General features: G+C 66.2%; 16 protein-coding genes and 1 pseudogene. 5 read left to right on the top strand and 12 right to left on the bottom strand.

Features of this window, described 5'->3' with window-relative positions; all coding sequences use genetic code 11:
* Nucleotides 1-17 precede the first annotated feature (17 nt).
* Nucleotides 18-1367 (bottom strand): collagen-like triple helix repeat-containing protein, encoded by a 1350-nt coding sequence (locus ACWMMN_RS23705; protein ID WP_486424034.1) that lies wholly within the window; start codon nucleotides 1365-1367, stop codon nucleotides 18-20.
* 347 nt (nucleotides 1368-1714) lie between these two features.
* On the opposite strand from ACWMMN_RS23705, the gene ACWMMN_RS23700 reads away from it, so the two are divergent.
* Entirely contained in the window at nucleotides 1715-2170 is a 456-nt protein-coding gene (locus ACWMMN_RS23700) for a cupin domain-containing protein (protein WP_059240465.1), read from the top strand.
* 9 nt (nucleotides 2171-2179) lie between these two features.
* On the opposite strand, the pseudogene ACWMMN_RS23695 reads toward ACWMMN_RS23700, so the two are convergent.
* From ACWMMN_RS23695 to ACWMMN_RS23675, 5 genes and pseudogenes are all read right to left on the bottom strand, one after another.
* Nucleotides 2180-2533: pseudogene (locus ACWMMN_RS23695) on the bottom strand (copper-binding protein).
* Nucleotides 2534-2624: 91 nt separating this feature from the next.
* Nucleotides 2625-3416, bottom strand: a complete 792-nt coding sequence (locus ACWMMN_RS23690; protein ID WP_486424033.1) for a DUF2182 domain-containing protein — start codon at nucleotides 3414-3416, stop codon at nucleotides 2625-2627.
* On the bottom strand, nucleotides 3413-4057 hold the full coding sequence (locus ACWMMN_RS23685; RefSeq protein ID WP_059240463.1) for a DUF1326 domain-containing protein: 645 nt from the start codon (nucleotides 4055-4057) through the stop codon (nucleotides 3413-3415). Before ACWMMN_RS23685 ends, ACWMMN_RS23690 begins: the two co-directional genes overlap by 4 nt.
* Before the next feature lie 167 nt (nucleotides 4058-4224).
* Nucleotides 4225-4524 carry a hypothetical protein gene (locus tag ACWMMN_RS23680; RefSeq protein WP_059240462.1) on the bottom strand — a complete coding sequence of 100 codons (300 nt, stop codon included), beginning with the start codon at nucleotides 4522-4524 and terminating at the stop codon, nucleotides 4225-4227.
* 104 nt (nucleotides 4525-4628) lie between these two features.
* Nucleotides 4629-5531: a LysR family transcriptional regulator gene (locus ACWMMN_RS23675; RefSeq protein WP_486424032.1), complete on the bottom strand. Its 903-nt coding sequence runs from the start codon at nucleotides 5529-5531 to the stop codon at nucleotides 4629-4631.
* Between the two features lie 214 nt (nucleotides 5532-5745).
* On the opposite strand from ACWMMN_RS23675, the gene ACWMMN_RS23670 reads away from it, so the two are divergent.
* The 3 genes from ACWMMN_RS23670 to ACWMMN_RS23660 all read left to right on the top strand — a co-directional run bounded on the left by ACWMMN_RS23670 (nucleotide 5746) and on the right by ACWMMN_RS23660 (nucleotide 9643).
* Nucleotides 5746-7515, top strand: coding sequence for an adenine deaminase C-terminal domain-containing protein (locus ACWMMN_RS23670; RefSeq protein WP_233464088.1), 1770 nt, complete (start codon nucleotides 5746-5748; stop codon nucleotides 7513-7515).
* Nucleotides 7516-7700: 185 nt separating this feature from the next.
* On the top strand, nucleotides 7701-8411 hold the full coding sequence (locus ACWMMN_RS23665; protein WP_059240459.1) for a YczE/YyaS/YitT family protein: 711 nt from the start codon (nucleotides 7701-7703) through the stop codon (nucleotides 8409-8411).
* Between the two features lie 155 nt (nucleotides 8412-8566).
* Nucleotides 8567-9643, top strand: a complete 1077-nt coding sequence (locus ACWMMN_RS23660; RefSeq protein ID WP_486424093.1) for a porin — start codon at nucleotides 8567-8569, stop codon at nucleotides 9641-9643.
* 103 nt (nucleotides 9644-9746) lie between these two features.
* Here the strand turns inward: ACWMMN_RS23660 and ACWMMN_RS23655 are convergent, their stop codons facing one another.
* The 6 genes from ACWMMN_RS23655 to ACWMMN_RS23630 all read right to left on the bottom strand — a co-directional run bounded on the left by ACWMMN_RS23655 (nucleotide 9747) and on the right by ACWMMN_RS23630 (nucleotide 14077).
* A complete protein-coding gene (locus tag ACWMMN_RS23655; RefSeq protein WP_059240458.1) occupies nucleotides 9747-9995 on the bottom strand; it encodes a hypothetical protein in 249 nt (82 codons plus the stop codon).
* A 115-nt stretch (nucleotides 9996-10110) separates the two neighbouring features.
* Nucleotides 10111-10638, bottom strand: coding sequence for an acyltransferase (locus ACWMMN_RS23650; RefSeq protein WP_174991144.1), 528 nt, complete (start codon nucleotides 10636-10638; stop codon nucleotides 10111-10113).
* A 2-nt stretch (nucleotides 10639-10640) separates the two neighbouring features.
* Nucleotides 10641-11585, bottom strand: a complete 945-nt coding sequence (locus tag ACWMMN_RS23645; RefSeq protein ID WP_340624907.1) for an electron transfer flavoprotein subunit alpha/FixB family protein — start codon at nucleotides 11583-11585, stop codon at nucleotides 10641-10643.
* 16 nt (nucleotides 11586-11601) lie between these two features.
* On the bottom strand, nucleotides 11602-12351 hold the full coding sequence (locus tag ACWMMN_RS23640) for an electron transfer flavoprotein subunit beta/FixA family protein (protein WP_486424031.1): 750 nt from the start codon (nucleotides 12349-12351) through the stop codon (nucleotides 11602-11604).
* Nucleotides 12352-12389: 38 nt separating this feature from the next.
* Nucleotides 12390-13178: an SDR family NAD(P)-dependent oxidoreductase gene (locus tag ACWMMN_RS23635; protein WP_059240454.1), complete on the bottom strand. Its 789-nt coding sequence runs from the start codon at nucleotides 13176-13178 to the stop codon at nucleotides 12390-12392.
* 62 nt (nucleotides 13179-13240) lie between these two features.
* On the bottom strand, nucleotides 13241-14077 hold the full coding sequence (locus ACWMMN_RS23630; RefSeq protein WP_059240453.1) for an alpha/beta fold hydrolase: 837 nt from the start codon (nucleotides 14075-14077) through the stop codon (nucleotides 13241-13243).
* A 137-nt stretch (nucleotides 14078-14214) separates the two neighbouring features.
* Between ACWMMN_RS23630 and ACWMMN_RS23625 the strand changes: the two genes are divergently transcribed.
* Nucleotides 14215-14994, top strand: a complete 780-nt coding sequence (locus ACWMMN_RS23625; RefSeq protein ID WP_486424030.1) for an SDR family oxidoreductase — start codon at nucleotides 14215-14217, stop codon at nucleotides 14992-14994.
* Nucleotides 14995-15103: the final 109 nt, after the last annotated feature.

Below are 15103 nucleotides of genomic sequence, written 5' to 3'. Positions count from 1 at the left end.
TGCCGGTTACTTGCCGGTTACTTGCCGGCGACGCCGCCGGTCACGCCACCGAGCAGGCCACCCACCAGCGACGTAACGGGTGCGAGCGGATTGCCCGCGCCGCCCGACGCCGTACCGCCGCCCGTACCGGCCCCGGGCCCGTTCACCACGGTCGCCGGTATGCCGCCGACGACGCTGGTCACCAGACCGGAAACCGGCACGCCGCCGTTCGCGCCTTTCGGACTCACGAGACCGCCTGCATTGGTCACCGTGTTGCCGAGCGCGAAAGCGACCTGTCCGAGGGCGCCGACGATCGGCTGCGACGACGCGGACGTCACCTTGACGCCTGCCGACGTGATCGCTGCACCGACTTGCCCGAGCAGGCCGGCAACCGGCTGTCCGAGGCCCGTCGCCGTGCCGACCTGCTGCGTAAGCTGGCCGGTGGTCGTGACGAGTGGCGTGATCGCGTTGCTGATCGCCTGCGTAGTCTGTTGCACCGGGCCCGACGACAGGGTCGCGCCGAGTGTTGCGCCGCCCGCCTGGAGACCGCCGGCCACCGTGTCGAGCAAGCCGCCGACCGGCGCCGTGACGGGCGCCAGCGGCGCGAGCGGCCCGGTGCCGAGCGCCTTCACGGCCTGGCTCAGGCCGGTGACCGGGTTACTCGTCGAACCGACGATGGAACCGAGGCCGGCAACGGTCGTGCCGACCGGATTCGACGCGATGCCGATCTGGCCGATCCCGTTGCTCACCGCATTGGAGGTATCGCGAATGATCGTGCCGGCGCCGATGACCGTGTTGCCAAGCCCCGCCGTCACGTCCTTGCCGACGGGGGGCGTCACGCCTTTGATCGTCGTGCCCGCTGCCATGACGACGCCGCCGATGGAACTGATGATGCCGTTCGTGCCCGGCGTACCGCTGCTCGAACCGCTGCTGCTGGTGCCGCTGCTGCTGGTGCCACTGCTGCTGGTGCCACTGCTGCTCGTGCCACTGCTGCTCGTGCCGCTGCTGCTCGTGCCGCTGCTGCTCGTGCCGCTGCTGCTTGTGCCGCTGCTGCTCGTGCCGCTGCTGCTCGTGCCGCTGCTGCTCGTGCCACTGCTGCTCGTGCCACTGCTGCTCGTGCCACTGCTGCTCGTGCCGCTGCTGCTCGTGCCGCTGCTGCTCGTGCCGCTGCTGCTCGTGCCACTGCTGCTCGTGCCACTGCTACCGCTCGTGCCGCTACTGCTTGTGCCGCTGCTACCGCTCGTGCCACTGGTCCCGCTCGTGCTCGTCCCGATGTTGTTACCCGGCAGCGTCGGCGCCGTGATGTCGCCGCCGCCGCATGCCGCCAGCGCACACGCCGCAGCGATGGCCGCGACCGCAACATTTGCATTGATGAAATGATTGTGCATGGAAATCCCCGTCCGTTTTTTTGCTCGATCCTTCCAGCAAGCATCTACCGTGCCATCGCCCTCAGGATCTCTGACGATCCGGCCATCGCATCGGATCGCGCCGTCCCGCCGCGCCTCACGCGGGTGACGCCCGGCACCGTCGCCCGCTCGATCCGCGCACGCGCACCTTACGTTCCGGTAAACCGTGCGTAACACGCATCCGGCGTTACGTAGCACCGCGCGACAAATGACCGGGCGCGACGTCGCCGCTCTCCTTCGCGCACACCCAACGGTGCTATCGTCGATACCTGCCCCGATATCCCCGCCATCGGCGCCACCGGCGCCCCGATCCCCGGACCAGACAGACGATGAACAATCCGCGAGAAATCCTGACCGCCGCCGAGATCACCGCAATGGAACCGGAACATTCCGTCCATCCGTTGAACGCGAATGCCGCGCGCCTGAAGCGATCTCTGGGTGATGCGACCGGGCTGACGCAACTGGGCTTCCATCTGATGACCTTGATGCCGGGGCACGAATCGACCGAATATCACCGGCACCTGTACGGGGAAGAATGCGTCTACGTGCTGTCCGGAAGCGGCGAAGCCACCATCGACGGCCAGACCTGCCCGGTCGGCCCGGGAGATTTCATGGGATTTCCGCGCGGCGGCCCCGCGCACACGATGCGCAATACCGGCGACGCGCCGCTTGTCTATATCGTGGCCGGCGATCGTCCGGAGCACGACGTGTGCGACTACCCGAATCTCGGCAAGCGGTTGTACAAGGCGGGCGCCAACAAGGTGTTCGTGGATCACGACGCATGACGTCACCCGTCACGGCCGCTTTACGAGCTTTACGAGCTTTACGAGCTTTACGAGCTTTACGAGCTTTACGAGCTTTACGATCGTGAGCGTGCCGTTGACGTCTTCAACCCGGACCCTCACCTTGTCGCCCGCCTACAGCGGCGGGATCATGCCCGCATCGCCGACCTTGAACGCCATCGTCATCGGCGGCATCCCGACGTTGTCGAGCGTGCCGTGCTTCAGCGTCACCCGCCCGCGCCCGGCGTCGATCTCCTTGACCTCGGCGTCGGACAGCTTCGCATCCGGCGCCGATATCGACGTATCGCCCATGTTCGTGCCGGACATGTCGCCGCCCGCGAACACCGGTGTCACCACGAAGACCATCGCGCACCGCGCGCCGACGGCTTGAAAGCACGTCTGCACCGCTAGCCTTCCATCGGGCCGGGCACGTTTCGCTGTACGCCGGCGCGGCGCGTCACACGATCAACGTGACACCGGCCCACGCGATCAGCACGACGCCCAGCACGCGGCCGATGCGTTCGCCGCCGGGCAGGACTTTTTCCGCGAACACGAACAGCGACAACGCGGCGATCCACACGACGTTCATCACGCCACCGACGAACAGCAACGCCATCAGCAACCAGCAGCAGCCCACGCAAACCACGCCGTGCCGCACGCCGAGCAGAAAACTGCCGGCCACGCCCGGCCGCCAGTGCGCGACGAGGAACGCGGCCGGCGCACGGCATTGCCGCAGGCACGCGCGTTTCAGCGGCGAGAATTGATAGAGCCCGGCCAGCGCCAGCACGATCGCGGACAGCACCGCGCTCTTCGACCACAGCATCATGGCGGAGATCAGCCCGGCCGGCTGCAACATCGCCTGCAGCAACGCCGCGCCGATCGAGAACGCGAGCCATGTCGTCAGATAGCCGGCCAGCAGCGACACCGACGTCAACGCCGAGCCCGCCTCCCCGCCGCCGCGCTGCCGCAGCACACGCCGGTACAGCATCACGAGCGGCGCGGCGCCGGGTGTCATCATCGCGATCATCATCACCCACCACATGACGATCACGGTCGGCAGCGACGGGTCCATGCTGCCCATGCCGCCCGCGAGCCGATGCGGAAAGAGCGCGACGGCCGTCATGTCCAGCGCCGACATGCCGGTTCCCGCACCCGTCCACAGGTAGAACCAGCAGATGCCGACGAGCACGGCCATGCCGAGCAGCGTGATGACGCGCTCCCGCCCGAGCCAGGTGTCGAACGGGGTCATGCCGCGACGCGATGCCGGATCAACCCGTGGTTGTTCAGGTGCAGCCGCGCGAACTGCGCATAGGTGCCGTCGAGATTCAGCGCGATGTTGCCTTGCGAGCGGCCCGTGCCCGAACCGATTTCGGCCAGCTCATACTCGAAACCGTTCGGCAGGTCGATCCGCACGCGGTGCTCGGCGCCCGTCACCGGGTTGCGGATCGGTTCGCCACTGGCGTCGAACACGCCTTCCACGTGAATCTGGCCGCGCCGCGCATCGACATCGACGTCGAAATCGATCTTCGTGAAGATCGGATCGAACGCATGCTCGAGCGTCGACGCATACACCGAGAACATCGTCGCGAACGGATCGGTATCCTGACCGGTCATGATCTTCAGCACGGCGTCGCGCTGCGCCGGACTGGCGCGCTCGTCGACGATCGGCTGGCACTTGCCCCGGCCTTCGTGCACGGCGCCCGGCCACTGGAACACGACCGCGATCCTGACGCCGTCGAGCACCACGTCGCCGTAGTGACCGCTGTCGATCGACAGCGCCCCCATCGCTTCGCAATTGCCGTGGGTCGGCAGTGCATTGAACTGGCACGGGCAACCGTACGAGCAATTACAACTGATCATTTCGGTACCCTGAATCTCCCAAGGCGTCATGGCTCCACCTCGCGCGTTTCAATACATGAACGCTTCGAATCTAGTGCACGGTATCGGGGAAATCAAAGCACGGATGGCAGCGTGAAAACCCGGCGTGCCGGCCTTACGCAAGACATTGCGACGCATGCCCGCAAGGCGGCGCCGGCGATCGTCCCGGCGCCCGGATCTCACACGAACAGCGACGCGACGATCGCACACCACACCAAACTCGCGCCACAGAGAAACACGCGCCGCGCGACGAACATCCGCGACTCGTCGTCGGGCGTTTTCATCGGCGACGTCGCGAGAAACGGCACGCTGGCGAGGCACGCGAAGCCCGCGAGCGCGGGTAAGATCACGACGTAGTCGCCGAACCGCCAGGGCAGCGCCTCGTGCCAACCCCAGTAGCCGAGAAACAGCATGCCCAGCGAAAACATCGTCGCGGCGGCCGAACTCAGCGCGACCACCGATCCCGTCGGAAATTGCATGGGCGTCTCCCCTCGCGCAGCGCGCGATGCCGGATCATTATCCCGGCACGAAAGGGAAAAACACAACGATTGCCGGTGTGCGCGAGCCCGCTGCGCCGAGCCGCTCAGCTACTCATCTCGCCGAGGATCGTCATGATCTCCTCGGCCAGCAGCAGGCTCGCCAGCCCCCGGCCGTGCTTTTCGCGGCGCACGAGCGCGAGCACGTTGCGGCTGAACGCGCGATCGCGGATCGGCCGGTACGTCAGGCTCTCCTGCCGGTATTCCTCCGCGATGTCGAATTTGCTCAGGAACGCGATGCTTTCGCTCGCGGCAGCAAGCCGCTTCATCGTCTCGATCGAATTGGTGCGGAATGCCGGCTCGACGTCGATCCCCGCCTCCTCGAACGTATCGGCGACGATGCCGTGCATCAGCATCGCGCGATCGGCAAAGATCAGCGGATACGACGCGCAGTACGCGAGCGGAATCGATTCCATTCGCGCGAGCGCATGCTTCGGCGACATCACCGCGCCGAGGCTCGTATCCATTTCCCACAGGCTTTCGAGCTGCGGCGACGGCGGCAGGTTGAAGCCGAGGCCGAGATCGGCTTCGCCGCTGGCGAGCGCTTCGGCGATCTCGCGCACGGACATCACCCGAATCGAAATCCTGACGTGGGGATGCTGTGCGCAGAAATTCGCGGCCGCAGTAGACGCGATGCCGCTGGCCAGGCCGGTCACCGTCGCGACGATCGCCTCGCCCTTCTGCAGCGTGTTGAGATTGCGGATCTCGGCCTCGACCTGCCGGTACTCCGACATCGTCCTGCGCACGTGGGCCAGCAGGATCTCGCCGGCCGGCGTCAGCCGCAGCCCGCGCGGCAGGCGCTCGAACAACGGCTCGCCGATCTCCTCCTCGAGCAGCAACACGTGCTTGTTGATCGCGGACGGCGCGACGTGAAGCTTTTCGCCGGCCGCGCGAATCGAGCCGCACCGCGCGACTTCGTCGATGTAGCGCAGCAATCGTGAATGGAGCATGGCACCGGTCTCCTGGAGTCGGCCAAGCGTACTCGAAAAGCGCACGCTCCGCGCAAAAAACGCTGCTTTTTAGAAACGGTGAATTCGGTTTTCATGAGTCCTGTCGCGTTCGTGGGCCGACGGCACCGCCCGGCCGGTACGCGCACGCTGCGGCGACCGCGTTTGCTGCGGCGCAAAAGCAGGTTCAAACCAACCGATGAAAGCGAGACAAGTCATGTACCAAGCAGTCAGCGAGAGAACGGCCGGCACCGCCGGACAACGCGACCAGGTGGCCGCCCACTACGACCAGGTGCGCGCGATTTTCGACATTCTCAACGGGAAGAAGGAAGCCGATCTCCTGCTGAAGAATCTGAACATCCTCGACGTGCACAGCGAGACGGTCTATCAGGGCTCGATCCTCGTGTACGACAAGCGCATCGTCGCGCTGAACCCCGACGAAACCGCGATCCGCGTGCGCGAGGTATTCGATGGCGAAGGCCTCTACGCGATTCCCGGGCTGATCGACGCGCACATCCACTTCGATGCGCAGCTCGCGCATCCGGCCGCGTTCGCCGAGGCGATCGTGCCGTGCGGCACGACGACGATCTTCTCCGAATGCCTCGATTTCGTCAGCGCCGCCGGTGCCGAGGCCGTGCCGGCCACCGAGCAGTTGTTCCGCGATCACGACCGCCTGCCGTATCGCGTGTTCGCGTTCGCGCCCGGCAAGAAGACCTCGGTCGACGTGACCGACGCACTGCTGAAGATGGATCCGGTGATCGGCCTCGGCGAACTCGCGCATCTGACCTACAGCGTGGGCAACGACGACGACTTCCGCAAATCGGCGCTGGGCCGCGCGAAAGGCGGTTTCATGAACACGCACTGGGGCGTGACCGCGCTGTCGGACATGATGCTGAACTACATGCCCGCGATCGGCGCGTTCGCGAACCACGACGTGTGGAAGGAAGACGACATCGAGAAAAGCGTGCGCTACGGGCTGCAGACGCAGATCAAGTTCGGCGTCGGCAGCCCCGAGGTGATCAAGATCATGCTGCGCGCGATCGTGAAGCGGAAATGGCCATCCGAGAACTTCCAGCTGTGCGCGGACAACATCTCGGTGGACCGGCTGCTGACCAAGGGCCACATGGACTGGATCGTGTCGCTGTGCGCCGAGATGGGCATCGATCCGATCCAGGCGATCAAGATGGCGACGCTCTACACGGCGCGCGCATTCCGGATGGACAACCGCTTCGGATCGCTGACGCCGGGCCGCTTCGCCGATATCGTGCTGACCGACAGCCTGTCGAAGATCAACCCGCGCTACGTGTTCAAGGACGGTGAACTGGTCGCCCGCGACCGCAAGCTGCTGAAGCAGGCCGACGTCGACTACTCGGGCATGGTGAAGCAACCGGTGCCGGGCCTCGGCGACCTGACGCCCGCACAACTGGATCTCGTGCCGCTCGAGGTCTCCGAAGACGGCACGCAAGCGAAGGTCTACCTGTTCGACGTGTACGGGCGCGGCCACGAGAAGTTCTTCCAGGAAGTGTGGGTGCCGTTCCGCGACGGCAAGGTCGTGCCGGAGGTGGCGGGCGTCACGCTCAACCGCATCGCAGTCGTGCAGCGCTATGCGAACGGCAAGCGTCACGTGGTCAACGGGCTGTTCAAGGGCGTGTCGATCGAGCGCGGCGCGGTGGCGACGTTCTGGCCGGCGCCGAAGGCGTACTTCGTCGCGGTCGGCCGCGACAGCGACGAGATGTGCCATTGCCTGCGGCAGGTCGATTCGTACGTGGGCGGCTGCGTGGTGACCGACGACCGCGCGGTGAAAGCCGTGCTGCCGCTCGACATCTACGGCGTGATGGCGAACATGAACCTCGCCGACCTGCTCGGCGCGACGCGTTCGATCGACCAGGCACTCGAAGCGCTCGGCAACCGCAATGAGGGCGAACCCGTGGTGAACAAGCTGCTGACGCTGTTCATCTCGCTCGACCGCTTCGGCTTCATGGCCTGACGCCGGCCTGCAGGAGGAGACGACCGGCGGGCGCCCACGGGCCCCGCCGGCTATGGGAAGCGCGGATGGCACCGGCACTTTCGCCCGGTTACCTTCGTGCGTGCCCGCCCACGACAGCGCATCGCGCCGCCGGCCAACCGGCGCCCCGACACGCGCGGCAACACGAAGACCACCAAGGGACCACCATGGCGCACCATGCAAGGGAAGCGGAAGTCATCGATACCGGCAGCCTCACCCGGCGCTGGATCACCTATGTCGTCGGCATCTACATCCTCACGCTCGGCATCAGCTTCGCGATCCGTGCCGGCATCGGCATCTCGCCGCAAAGCAGCCTGACGCGGACGATGACGCTCGTCTACCGGCCGCTGAGCCAGGGCACGTACAACTTCATGCTCGAGCTGTTCATGCTGTTCCTCACGTTCCTGGTGCTGCGCAAGGATTTCCGCGCCAGGCACCTGGCGTCGCTGATCCCGGCCTTCGTGCTGGCCAGCTGCCTCGACCTGAACCTGATGCTGACGCGCTCGATCGGCTTCCAGGACTACCTGCCGAAACTGGGCCTGCTCGCGTTCGCGGATGCGCTGCTGGCGTTCGGCTTGTTCCTGATGATCCGCGCGAACCTCGTGCTGATGCCGATCGACATGTTCGTCAACGCGATCTTCGAGCGCACCGGCTGGCGCTGGGGCGACATCAAGACGAGCTTCGACTGCACACTGCTGCTCGTCAGCGCGGCGATCGGTCTGGCCTTCCTCGGCAAGCCCGAATTCATCCGGGAAGGCACGTTCATGAACGCGATCCTGGTCGGGCAATACATCAAGCTCTATTTCTTCCTGTTCCGGAAGGCCAGGGGCATGACGGCGTCGCTGCAACGCCGCTCGCTGGAGCACCGCGCCCACTAGCGCCCTTCGCTTCGCCCGGTGCCGCGGCGCAGCCGCACACCGGTTCCTGCGCGGCTTGCGCGCCGCTCCCCGCCTTGCATCCCGGCACCGACGCTTCGTTCGCGGCGCCGGCTTCCGCTCGCCGTCAGAAAGAGTGAAGAGAACCCATCATGCCGATCAAACGCATTTGCATCGCCACGCTGAACCGGATGGTTCGCCTGGCCGCCCCCGTCGCCGCATTGGCGATCTGCACACACGCGCACGCGCAATCGACCGTGCAGCTGTACGGCATCGTCGACGCGTGGGCCGGCTACCAGCGCGTGCCCGGCAACCCGGGCACCGCGCAACAGGGCGGCGGCGGGCTGTCGACGTCGTTCTGGGGATTCGGCGGCCAGGAGGATCTCGGCGGCGGCTACAAGGCCGTCTTCGCGATCGAAGGCTTCTTCCGCCCGCAGAATGGCCGGTTCGGCTCGTTCGACGGCGACCCGACGTTTTCCCGCAACGCGTATGTCGGCATCGGTTCGCCATATGGCGCGCTCGCGCTCGGGCGGCAGAGCAGCCTGCTCTACCTACAATCGGCGAAGTTCAATCCGTTCTACGCGTCGTTCACGTTCTCGCCGACGATCGTGCAGCTGTATTCCAGCCTCGGCACCTACCCCGGCTTCCCGACCGACCAGGGCATACCGGGCGGCACGTCGTGGAGCAACGCCGTCCAGTATTCGACGCCTGACTTCGGCGGGCTGAGCGGCGCGGCCATGTACGCGCCCGGCAACCAGCCGGGCGAGAACGGCGCGAAGAAATTCGCGGCGCAGGCGCAATTCACGCGCGGCGCGCTGGCCATCGGCGCCGTCTACCAGTACCTGAACTTCAGTTCCGCACCGGGCGATCTCGGCAAGCTGCTGAAGGGCTTGCGAAGCCAGACGGCCGCACAGATCGGCGCATCGTACGACCTGCGTGTCGTGAAGCTGTTCGGCGAATACACGTATCTCGGCAACACGCTGGCAGGCGGAAACTTTCACGTGAACCTGCTGCAGGGCGGCGTCACGATCCCGGTCGGCATCGGCCGGATCCTGGCGTCGTATGCGTATTCGCGCGACAACAGTGCGCTCGACCAGGCACGCAGCACGGCGTCAGTCAGCTACGACTATCCGCTGTCGAAACGCACCGATGTGTATGCGGGGTATCTGTACGATCGCGTGTCGAACCTGTCGGCCGGTTGCACCTACGGCGCGGGGATCCGCACGCGGTTCTGACGGTTCCGGTGGCATGGCGCCGCCGGCGCAGCACGTGATTGCACCGCGCCGATCCGCGTTGTCACGGATTGACAGCGATCGCGTTCGACCCGCTCGGCGGCGGCTAACCCGGCTTCTTCGCGGCCTGCGCAACGGAAATCCAGCCGACCACCGCCGCGGCGACCCAGCAACAGGTGATCATCAGGTCCAGATCCATCAAGCCTTCGAAGTTCGTGCTGTTCTCGAAACTGCAACGCTGATAGCCCCTGACCCACATGCAGCCGCTGATCAGTTGCTGAATGTGCATGTAGATGCTGTACACGGCCACGGCTGACGCGATGACGGCGACCCGCAGGCTGATGCTCTTCTTCATGGGCGCTGAACGCGTGGATGGACTCACGCCGATCTTAAGCCAATGACGATGCACGATGCAATCGATCGGTTATCGACCCGATTGACCGCCCCGCGCGAATGATGTGCGGTCTTGGTCAACCGTCGACCGACCTGATCGTCCTCAGGCAATCCGCTGCCAGTTGCTGATAAATCCGCGTCCCGTTCGCCTTCGCTTCGATCTCCGCATCGCTCAGCCGCCGCACGACGCGCCCCGGCATGCCGGCGAGCAGCACGCCGCGCGGCACGTCGTAACCGGCCTTCACGAACGCGCAGGCCGCGACGATCGTCGTCGCGCCGATCGTCGCACCGTCCATCACCACCGCGTTCATCCCGATCATCGTGTCGGGTTCGAGCGTCGCGCCATGCACGATCGCGCCGTGGCCGATGTGGCTGTTCACGCCGAGCCGGCACGTCTCGCCGATCCCGACATGCAGCACGCAGCCGTCCTGCACGTTGCTGCCGTTCTCGACGACGATCGCGCCGAAGTCGCCGCGCAGGCTTGCATGCGGGCCGATGTAGCAGCGCGCGCCGATCGTCACGTCGCCGATCACGACCGCACTCGGATCGACATACGCGGACGGATCGACGCGCGGCCGCATCCCGTTGAATTCGAACAACGGCATCGTCAGAGCGCCGCGACCGCTTCCGGCACGAGCGTGAACAGGTCGCCGACCACGCCGTAGTCGGCCACGCTGAAGATCGGCGCGTCCGGATCCTTGTTGATCGCGACGATCACCTTCGAATCCTTCATGCCGGCCAGATGCTGGATCGCGCCCGAGATGCCGACCGCGATGTACAGTTGCGGCGCGACGATCTTGCCGGTCTGGCCGACCTGGTAGTCGTTCGGCACGTAGCCGGCGTCGACCGCCGCGCGCGATGCGCCGAGTGCGGCCTGCAGCTTGTCGGCCAGCGGTTCGAGCACCTTCGTGTAGTTGTCGCCGCTACCGAGGCCGCGCCCGCCCGACACGACGATGGTCGCACTGGTCAGTTCCGGCCGGTCCAGCTTCGTCACTTCACGGCTCACGAACTGCGACTGGCCTGCGTCGGCCGCTGCCGCGATCTTCTCGACCGTCGCATTGCCGCCTTCGGCCGCCACCGGATCGAAACCCGTCGCACGCACCGTGATCACCTTGACCGGATCGCTCGACTGCACCGTCGCAATCGCATTGCCCGCGTAGATCGGGCGTTCGAATGTATCGGCCGACACGACGGCCGTGATCTCGGAGATCTGTGCGACATCCAGCTTCGCGGCGATACGCGGTGCGATGTTCTTGCCGCAGGCGGTCGCGGGCGCGACGACATGCGAGTACGCGTTCGCGACGTTCATCACCGTCGCTTCGACGTTCTCGGCCAGACCGTCTGCCAGGTGCGGCGCATCGGCCAGCAGCACCTTCGACACACCGGCGATCTTCGCCGCTGCGTCTGCCGCCGCTTGCGCATCGTGGCCAGCGACCAGAACATGCACGTCGCCGCCGCCCGCTGCGCCAAGTGCCTGGGCTGCCGCCACGGCATTCAGCGTCGCGGCCCTGATCGATGCATTGTCATGCTCGGCAATTACCAGAATCGTCATTTCGTTGCGTTCCCTGTTACAGCACCTTGGCTTCGGTCTTCAGCTTCGCGACCAGCGTGTGCACATCCGGCACCTTCACGCCGGCCGCGCGCTTCGGCGGCTCGTTCACGTTGAGCACCTTCAAACGCGGCGTCACGTCCACGCCAAGGTCGCCGGGCTTCACGATTTCCAGCGGCTTCTTCTTCGCCTTCATGATGTTCGGCAGCGTCACGTAGCGCGGCTCGTTCAGGCGCAGGTCGGTCGTCACGACTGCGGGCAATTGAAGCGACAGCGTTTCCGCACCGCCATCGATTTCGCGTGCGACCGTCGCACGGCCGTCGGCGATCGCCACCTTCGACGCGAACGTCGCCTGCGGCAAGCCAGCGAGCGCGGCCAGCATCTGGCCGGTCTGGTTCGAATCGTCGTCGATCGCCTGCTTGCCGAGGATCACCAGTTGCGGCTGCTCCTTGTCGGCCAGCGCCTTCAGCACCTTCGCGACGCCGAGCGGCTCGACCCCGTCATTCGATTCGACGAGGATCGCGCGGTCCGCGCCGATCGCGAGCGCCGTGCGCAGCGTTTCCTGCGCCTGCGCCACGCCGACCGATACGGCGACCACTTCGGTCACGACACCGGCTTCCTTCAACCGCACGGCCTCTTCCACCGCGATCTCGTCGAACGGGTTCATCGACATCTTCACGTTCGCGATGTCGACGCCCGTCCGGTCGGATTTCACGCCGACTTTCACGTTCGCGTCGACCACGCGTTTCACTGCCACGAGCACTTTCAACTGCCTGTCTCCTGTTCCGTTGCGCGTACCGACTCGCGTTAGCGCGCGGTGTACCCGCCGTCGATCACGAGCTCCGCGCCCGTCACGTAACGACCGGCCGGCGACACGAGATACAGGATGCCGGCCGCGATGTCGCGCGGGCTGCCGATCTTCGCCATCGGCACATGCGTCTGCAGATAACCGAACACGTTGTCGGGGTCCTGCCCCATCTGGCGGAACGCGTCCTCGAGCATCGGCGTGCGGATATAGCCCGGATGCACCGAGTTCGCGCGGATGTTCTTCGCCGCGTACAGCATCGCGTCGACCTTCGCCATCATCCGCACCGCGGCCTTCGATGCGTGATACGCGGGCACGTCGGGGCCGCCGACGATCCCGTACATCGACGACAGGTTCACGATCGACCCGCCGCCGGCCGCGTCGATATGCGGAATCGCCGCGCGCGTGCACAGGAACACGCCGTTCACATTCACGTCCAGCACGCGCTGCCACTGCGCGAGCGTGAGCTCGTGCGTCGGCACGTTGTGCCCTTCGATGCCCGCGTTGTTCACGAGCACGTCGAGGCGCCCGAAGCGCGCGACGATCTCGCCGAACACGCGCGCCACGTCGGCCTCGTGCGTCACGTCGAGCGACCAGAACGCCGCCTCGCCGCCCTGCGCGCGGATTTCCTCGACCAGCGCTTCCGCCGGCTGCGACAGCACGTCGAGAATGGCCACGCTCGCGCCGGCGGCGGCCAGCGTGCGCGCCGTCTCCGCGCCGATGCCGCGGGCGCCGCCGGTGATCGCGGCGACCTTGCCGCGCAGGTCGAACAGTTCTTCGATGAGTTTCATGGTGTCTCCGTAGGTTCAGAGGGGCCGCTCGCCTGCGCGGCGGCCTTGAGGGGCATCCGGCGTTATCGCGTATTCCGCGTCGCCAGAAAATCGAGGCATTCCCGATTGAAATAATCGGCGTGTTCCACCATCACCCAGTGGCCGCACCGGTTCATCAGCACGAAGCGCGCATCGCGGCAGCGTTCGAGGAAGGTCAGTGCGCCGCCAACCGGATTGAAGCGATCGTCCGTACCCCAGAATCCGAGTATCGGGCAGCGCAGGTCGCCGAGCGCACCGGTCAGGTTCGGCACGCTCATCGTCGACAGCACTTCGGTCGGCTGCTCGACGCACACCTTCATCCGCTCGGCGACGAGCGCGTCGGTGACGATCGCCGGGTCGTGCACGAGCAGCGTCAGCAGTTCGCGCATCGTGTCGTCATTCATCTGGCGATTGGTGAACAGCTTCACCATCCGCTGGATCCCTTCCATCCGGAAATAGGTTTCGCGATCCTCGACGCCGCCCGGCGCCATCATGATCAGCCCGTCGATTTCGTCCGGATAGTCGAGCGCGTACTTGAGCGCGATCGCGCCGCCGAGCGAGTTGCCGAGCAGCACGGCCGGTCCGATCCCGAGCGCGGCCAGTTGCGCATGCAGCGCGTCGACGAAGAAATCGAGCGTGTAGGCGACGTCGGACGGCTTCGACGATTGCCCGTAGCCCGGCAGGTCGACGACGATCGCGCGATAGCCGGCCGCCGCGAACGCCGGGACGTTGTGCTTGAAGTTGCTGAAGCCGCTGGCGCCCGGGCCGCTGCCGTGGATGAACACCACGGGCCGACCCTCGCCCGCCTCGAAATGGTGCAGGCGCATGCCGCCCGGTACGTCGGTGAAGATGCCGGCCGGCGGCGTCGTGAGGGTCGTCATCGCGGGTTGTCTCCTTCGTCGTTCGATGGATGCCTGCCACGATGATTGCGCCGCCAGCCCCGGCCGGCATCATCCTTTCAGACTACGAAGCCGCGCGCGCTTCTTCCTATCATCGGCCCACCGAAACGGAGGCAACGATGAACGGATTCGACTACAGCGGCAAGACGGTGCTCGTGACGGGCGGCACCAAGGGTATCGGGCGGCGTATCGCCGAGGGGTTTCTCGCGGCAGGCGCACGCGTGTTCGTGTGCGGGCGCAGCGCGCCCGACACGCCGCCATCGGCCAATGGCCGCACGGCGGCCTTCGTCGCGGCCGACCTGCGCGACATCGAGCAGGTCGACGCGATGCTCGCGACGATCCGCGCGACGGCCGGCGGCCTCGACGTGCTCGTCAACAACGCGGGCGGCTCGCCGTTCGCGCTCGCGGCCGATGCTTCGCCGCGCTTCACCGAATCGATCGTGCGGCTGAACCTGATCGCACCGCTGCAGCTCGCGCAGCGCGTGAACGCGATCATGCAGCCGCAGCCCGAAGGCGGCGTGATGCTGTTCATCGGGAGCATCAGCGCGTCGCGGCCGTCGCCCGGCACGGCCGCATACGGCGCCGCGAAAGCGGGCCTCGTCAACGCGGTCACGTCGCTCGCGGTCGAGTGGGCGCCACGCGTGCGCGTCTGCGCGATCAGCCCGAGCCTCGTGCAGACGGAATCGGCCACCGAAGGCCACTACGGCAACGACGATGCGCTCGATGCGATCCGCGCGACGATTCCAGCCGGACGGCTCGCGACGCCCGACGACGTTGCATCCGCCTGCCTGTTCCTCGCGTCGCCCCATGCGTCGTACACGTCGGGCGCGAACCTGCGGCTCGACGGCGGCGGCGAACGGCCCGCGTTCCTGTCGGCCGCGCAGGCCGACGCACGCTGAAACACGCCATGCAAGCGGTGCGGGGGCATTCGTTTCCAGTCCTAGGGAAGTCATCTAGTTCATTTTGACGATTCCCTGCTACCGCGATCTCCCTACTCTGCCTCTCACG

This window comes from Burkholderia cepacia complex sp. TUM26381, from assembly GCF_057439935.1.
This window is presented reverse-complemented; position numbering and strand designations above follow the sequence as displayed.

Bases quoted from the DNA above. Each gene is read 5' to 3' on its own strand.
- ACWMMN_RS23705 (WP_486424034.1), bottom strand. From the start codon at position 1,367: ATGCACAATCATTTCATCAATGCAAATGTTGCGGTCGCGGCCATCGCT.
- ACWMMN_RS23700 (WP_059240465.1), top strand. From the start codon at position 1,715: ATGAACAATCCGCGAGAAATCCTGACCGCCGCCGAGATCACCGCAATG.
- ACWMMN_RS23690 (WP_486424033.1), bottom strand. From the start codon at position 3,416: ATGACCCCGTTCGACACCTGGCTCGGGCGGGAGCGCGTCATCACGCTG.
- ACWMMN_RS23685 (WP_059240463.1), bottom strand. From the start codon at position 4,057: ATGACGCCTTGGGAGATTCAGGGTACCGAAATGATCAGTTGTAATTGC.
- ACWMMN_RS23680 (WP_059240462.1), bottom strand. From the start codon at position 4,524: ATGCAATTTCCGACGGGATCGGTGGTCGCGCTGAGTTCGGCCGCCGCG.
- ACWMMN_RS23675 (WP_486424032.1), bottom strand. From the start codon at position 5,531: ATGCTCCATTCACGATTGCTGCGCTACATCGACGAAGTCGCGCGGTGC.
- ACWMMN_RS23670 (WP_233464088.1), top strand. From the start codon at position 5,746: ATGTACCAAGCAGTCAGCGAGAGAACGGCCGGCACCGCCGGACAACGC.
- ACWMMN_RS23665 (WP_059240459.1), top strand. From the start codon at position 7,701: ATGGCGCACCATGCAAGGGAAGCGGAAGTCATCGATACCGGCAGCCTC.
- ACWMMN_RS23655 (WP_059240458.1), bottom strand. From the start codon at position 9,995: ATGAAGAAGAGCATCAGCCTGCGGGTCGCCGTCATCGCGTCAGCCGTG.
- ACWMMN_RS23650 (WP_174991144.1), bottom strand. From the start codon at position 10,638: ATGCCGTTGTTCGAATTCAACGGGATGCGGCCGCGCGTCGATCCGTCC.
- ACWMMN_RS23645 (WP_340624907.1), bottom strand. From the start codon at position 11,585: ATGACGATTCTGGTAATTGCCGAGCATGACAATGCATCGATCAGGGCC.
- ACWMMN_RS23635 (WP_059240454.1), bottom strand. From the start codon at position 13,178: ATGAAACTCATCGAAGAACTGTTCGACCTGCGCGGCAAGGTCGCCGCG.
- ACWMMN_RS23630 (WP_059240453.1), bottom strand. From the start codon at position 14,077: ATGACGACCCTCACGACGCCGCCGGCCGGCATCTTCACCGACGTACCG.
- ACWMMN_RS23625 (WP_486424030.1), top strand. From the start codon at position 14,215: ATGAACGGATTCGACTACAGCGGCAAGACGGTGCTCGTGACGGGCGGC.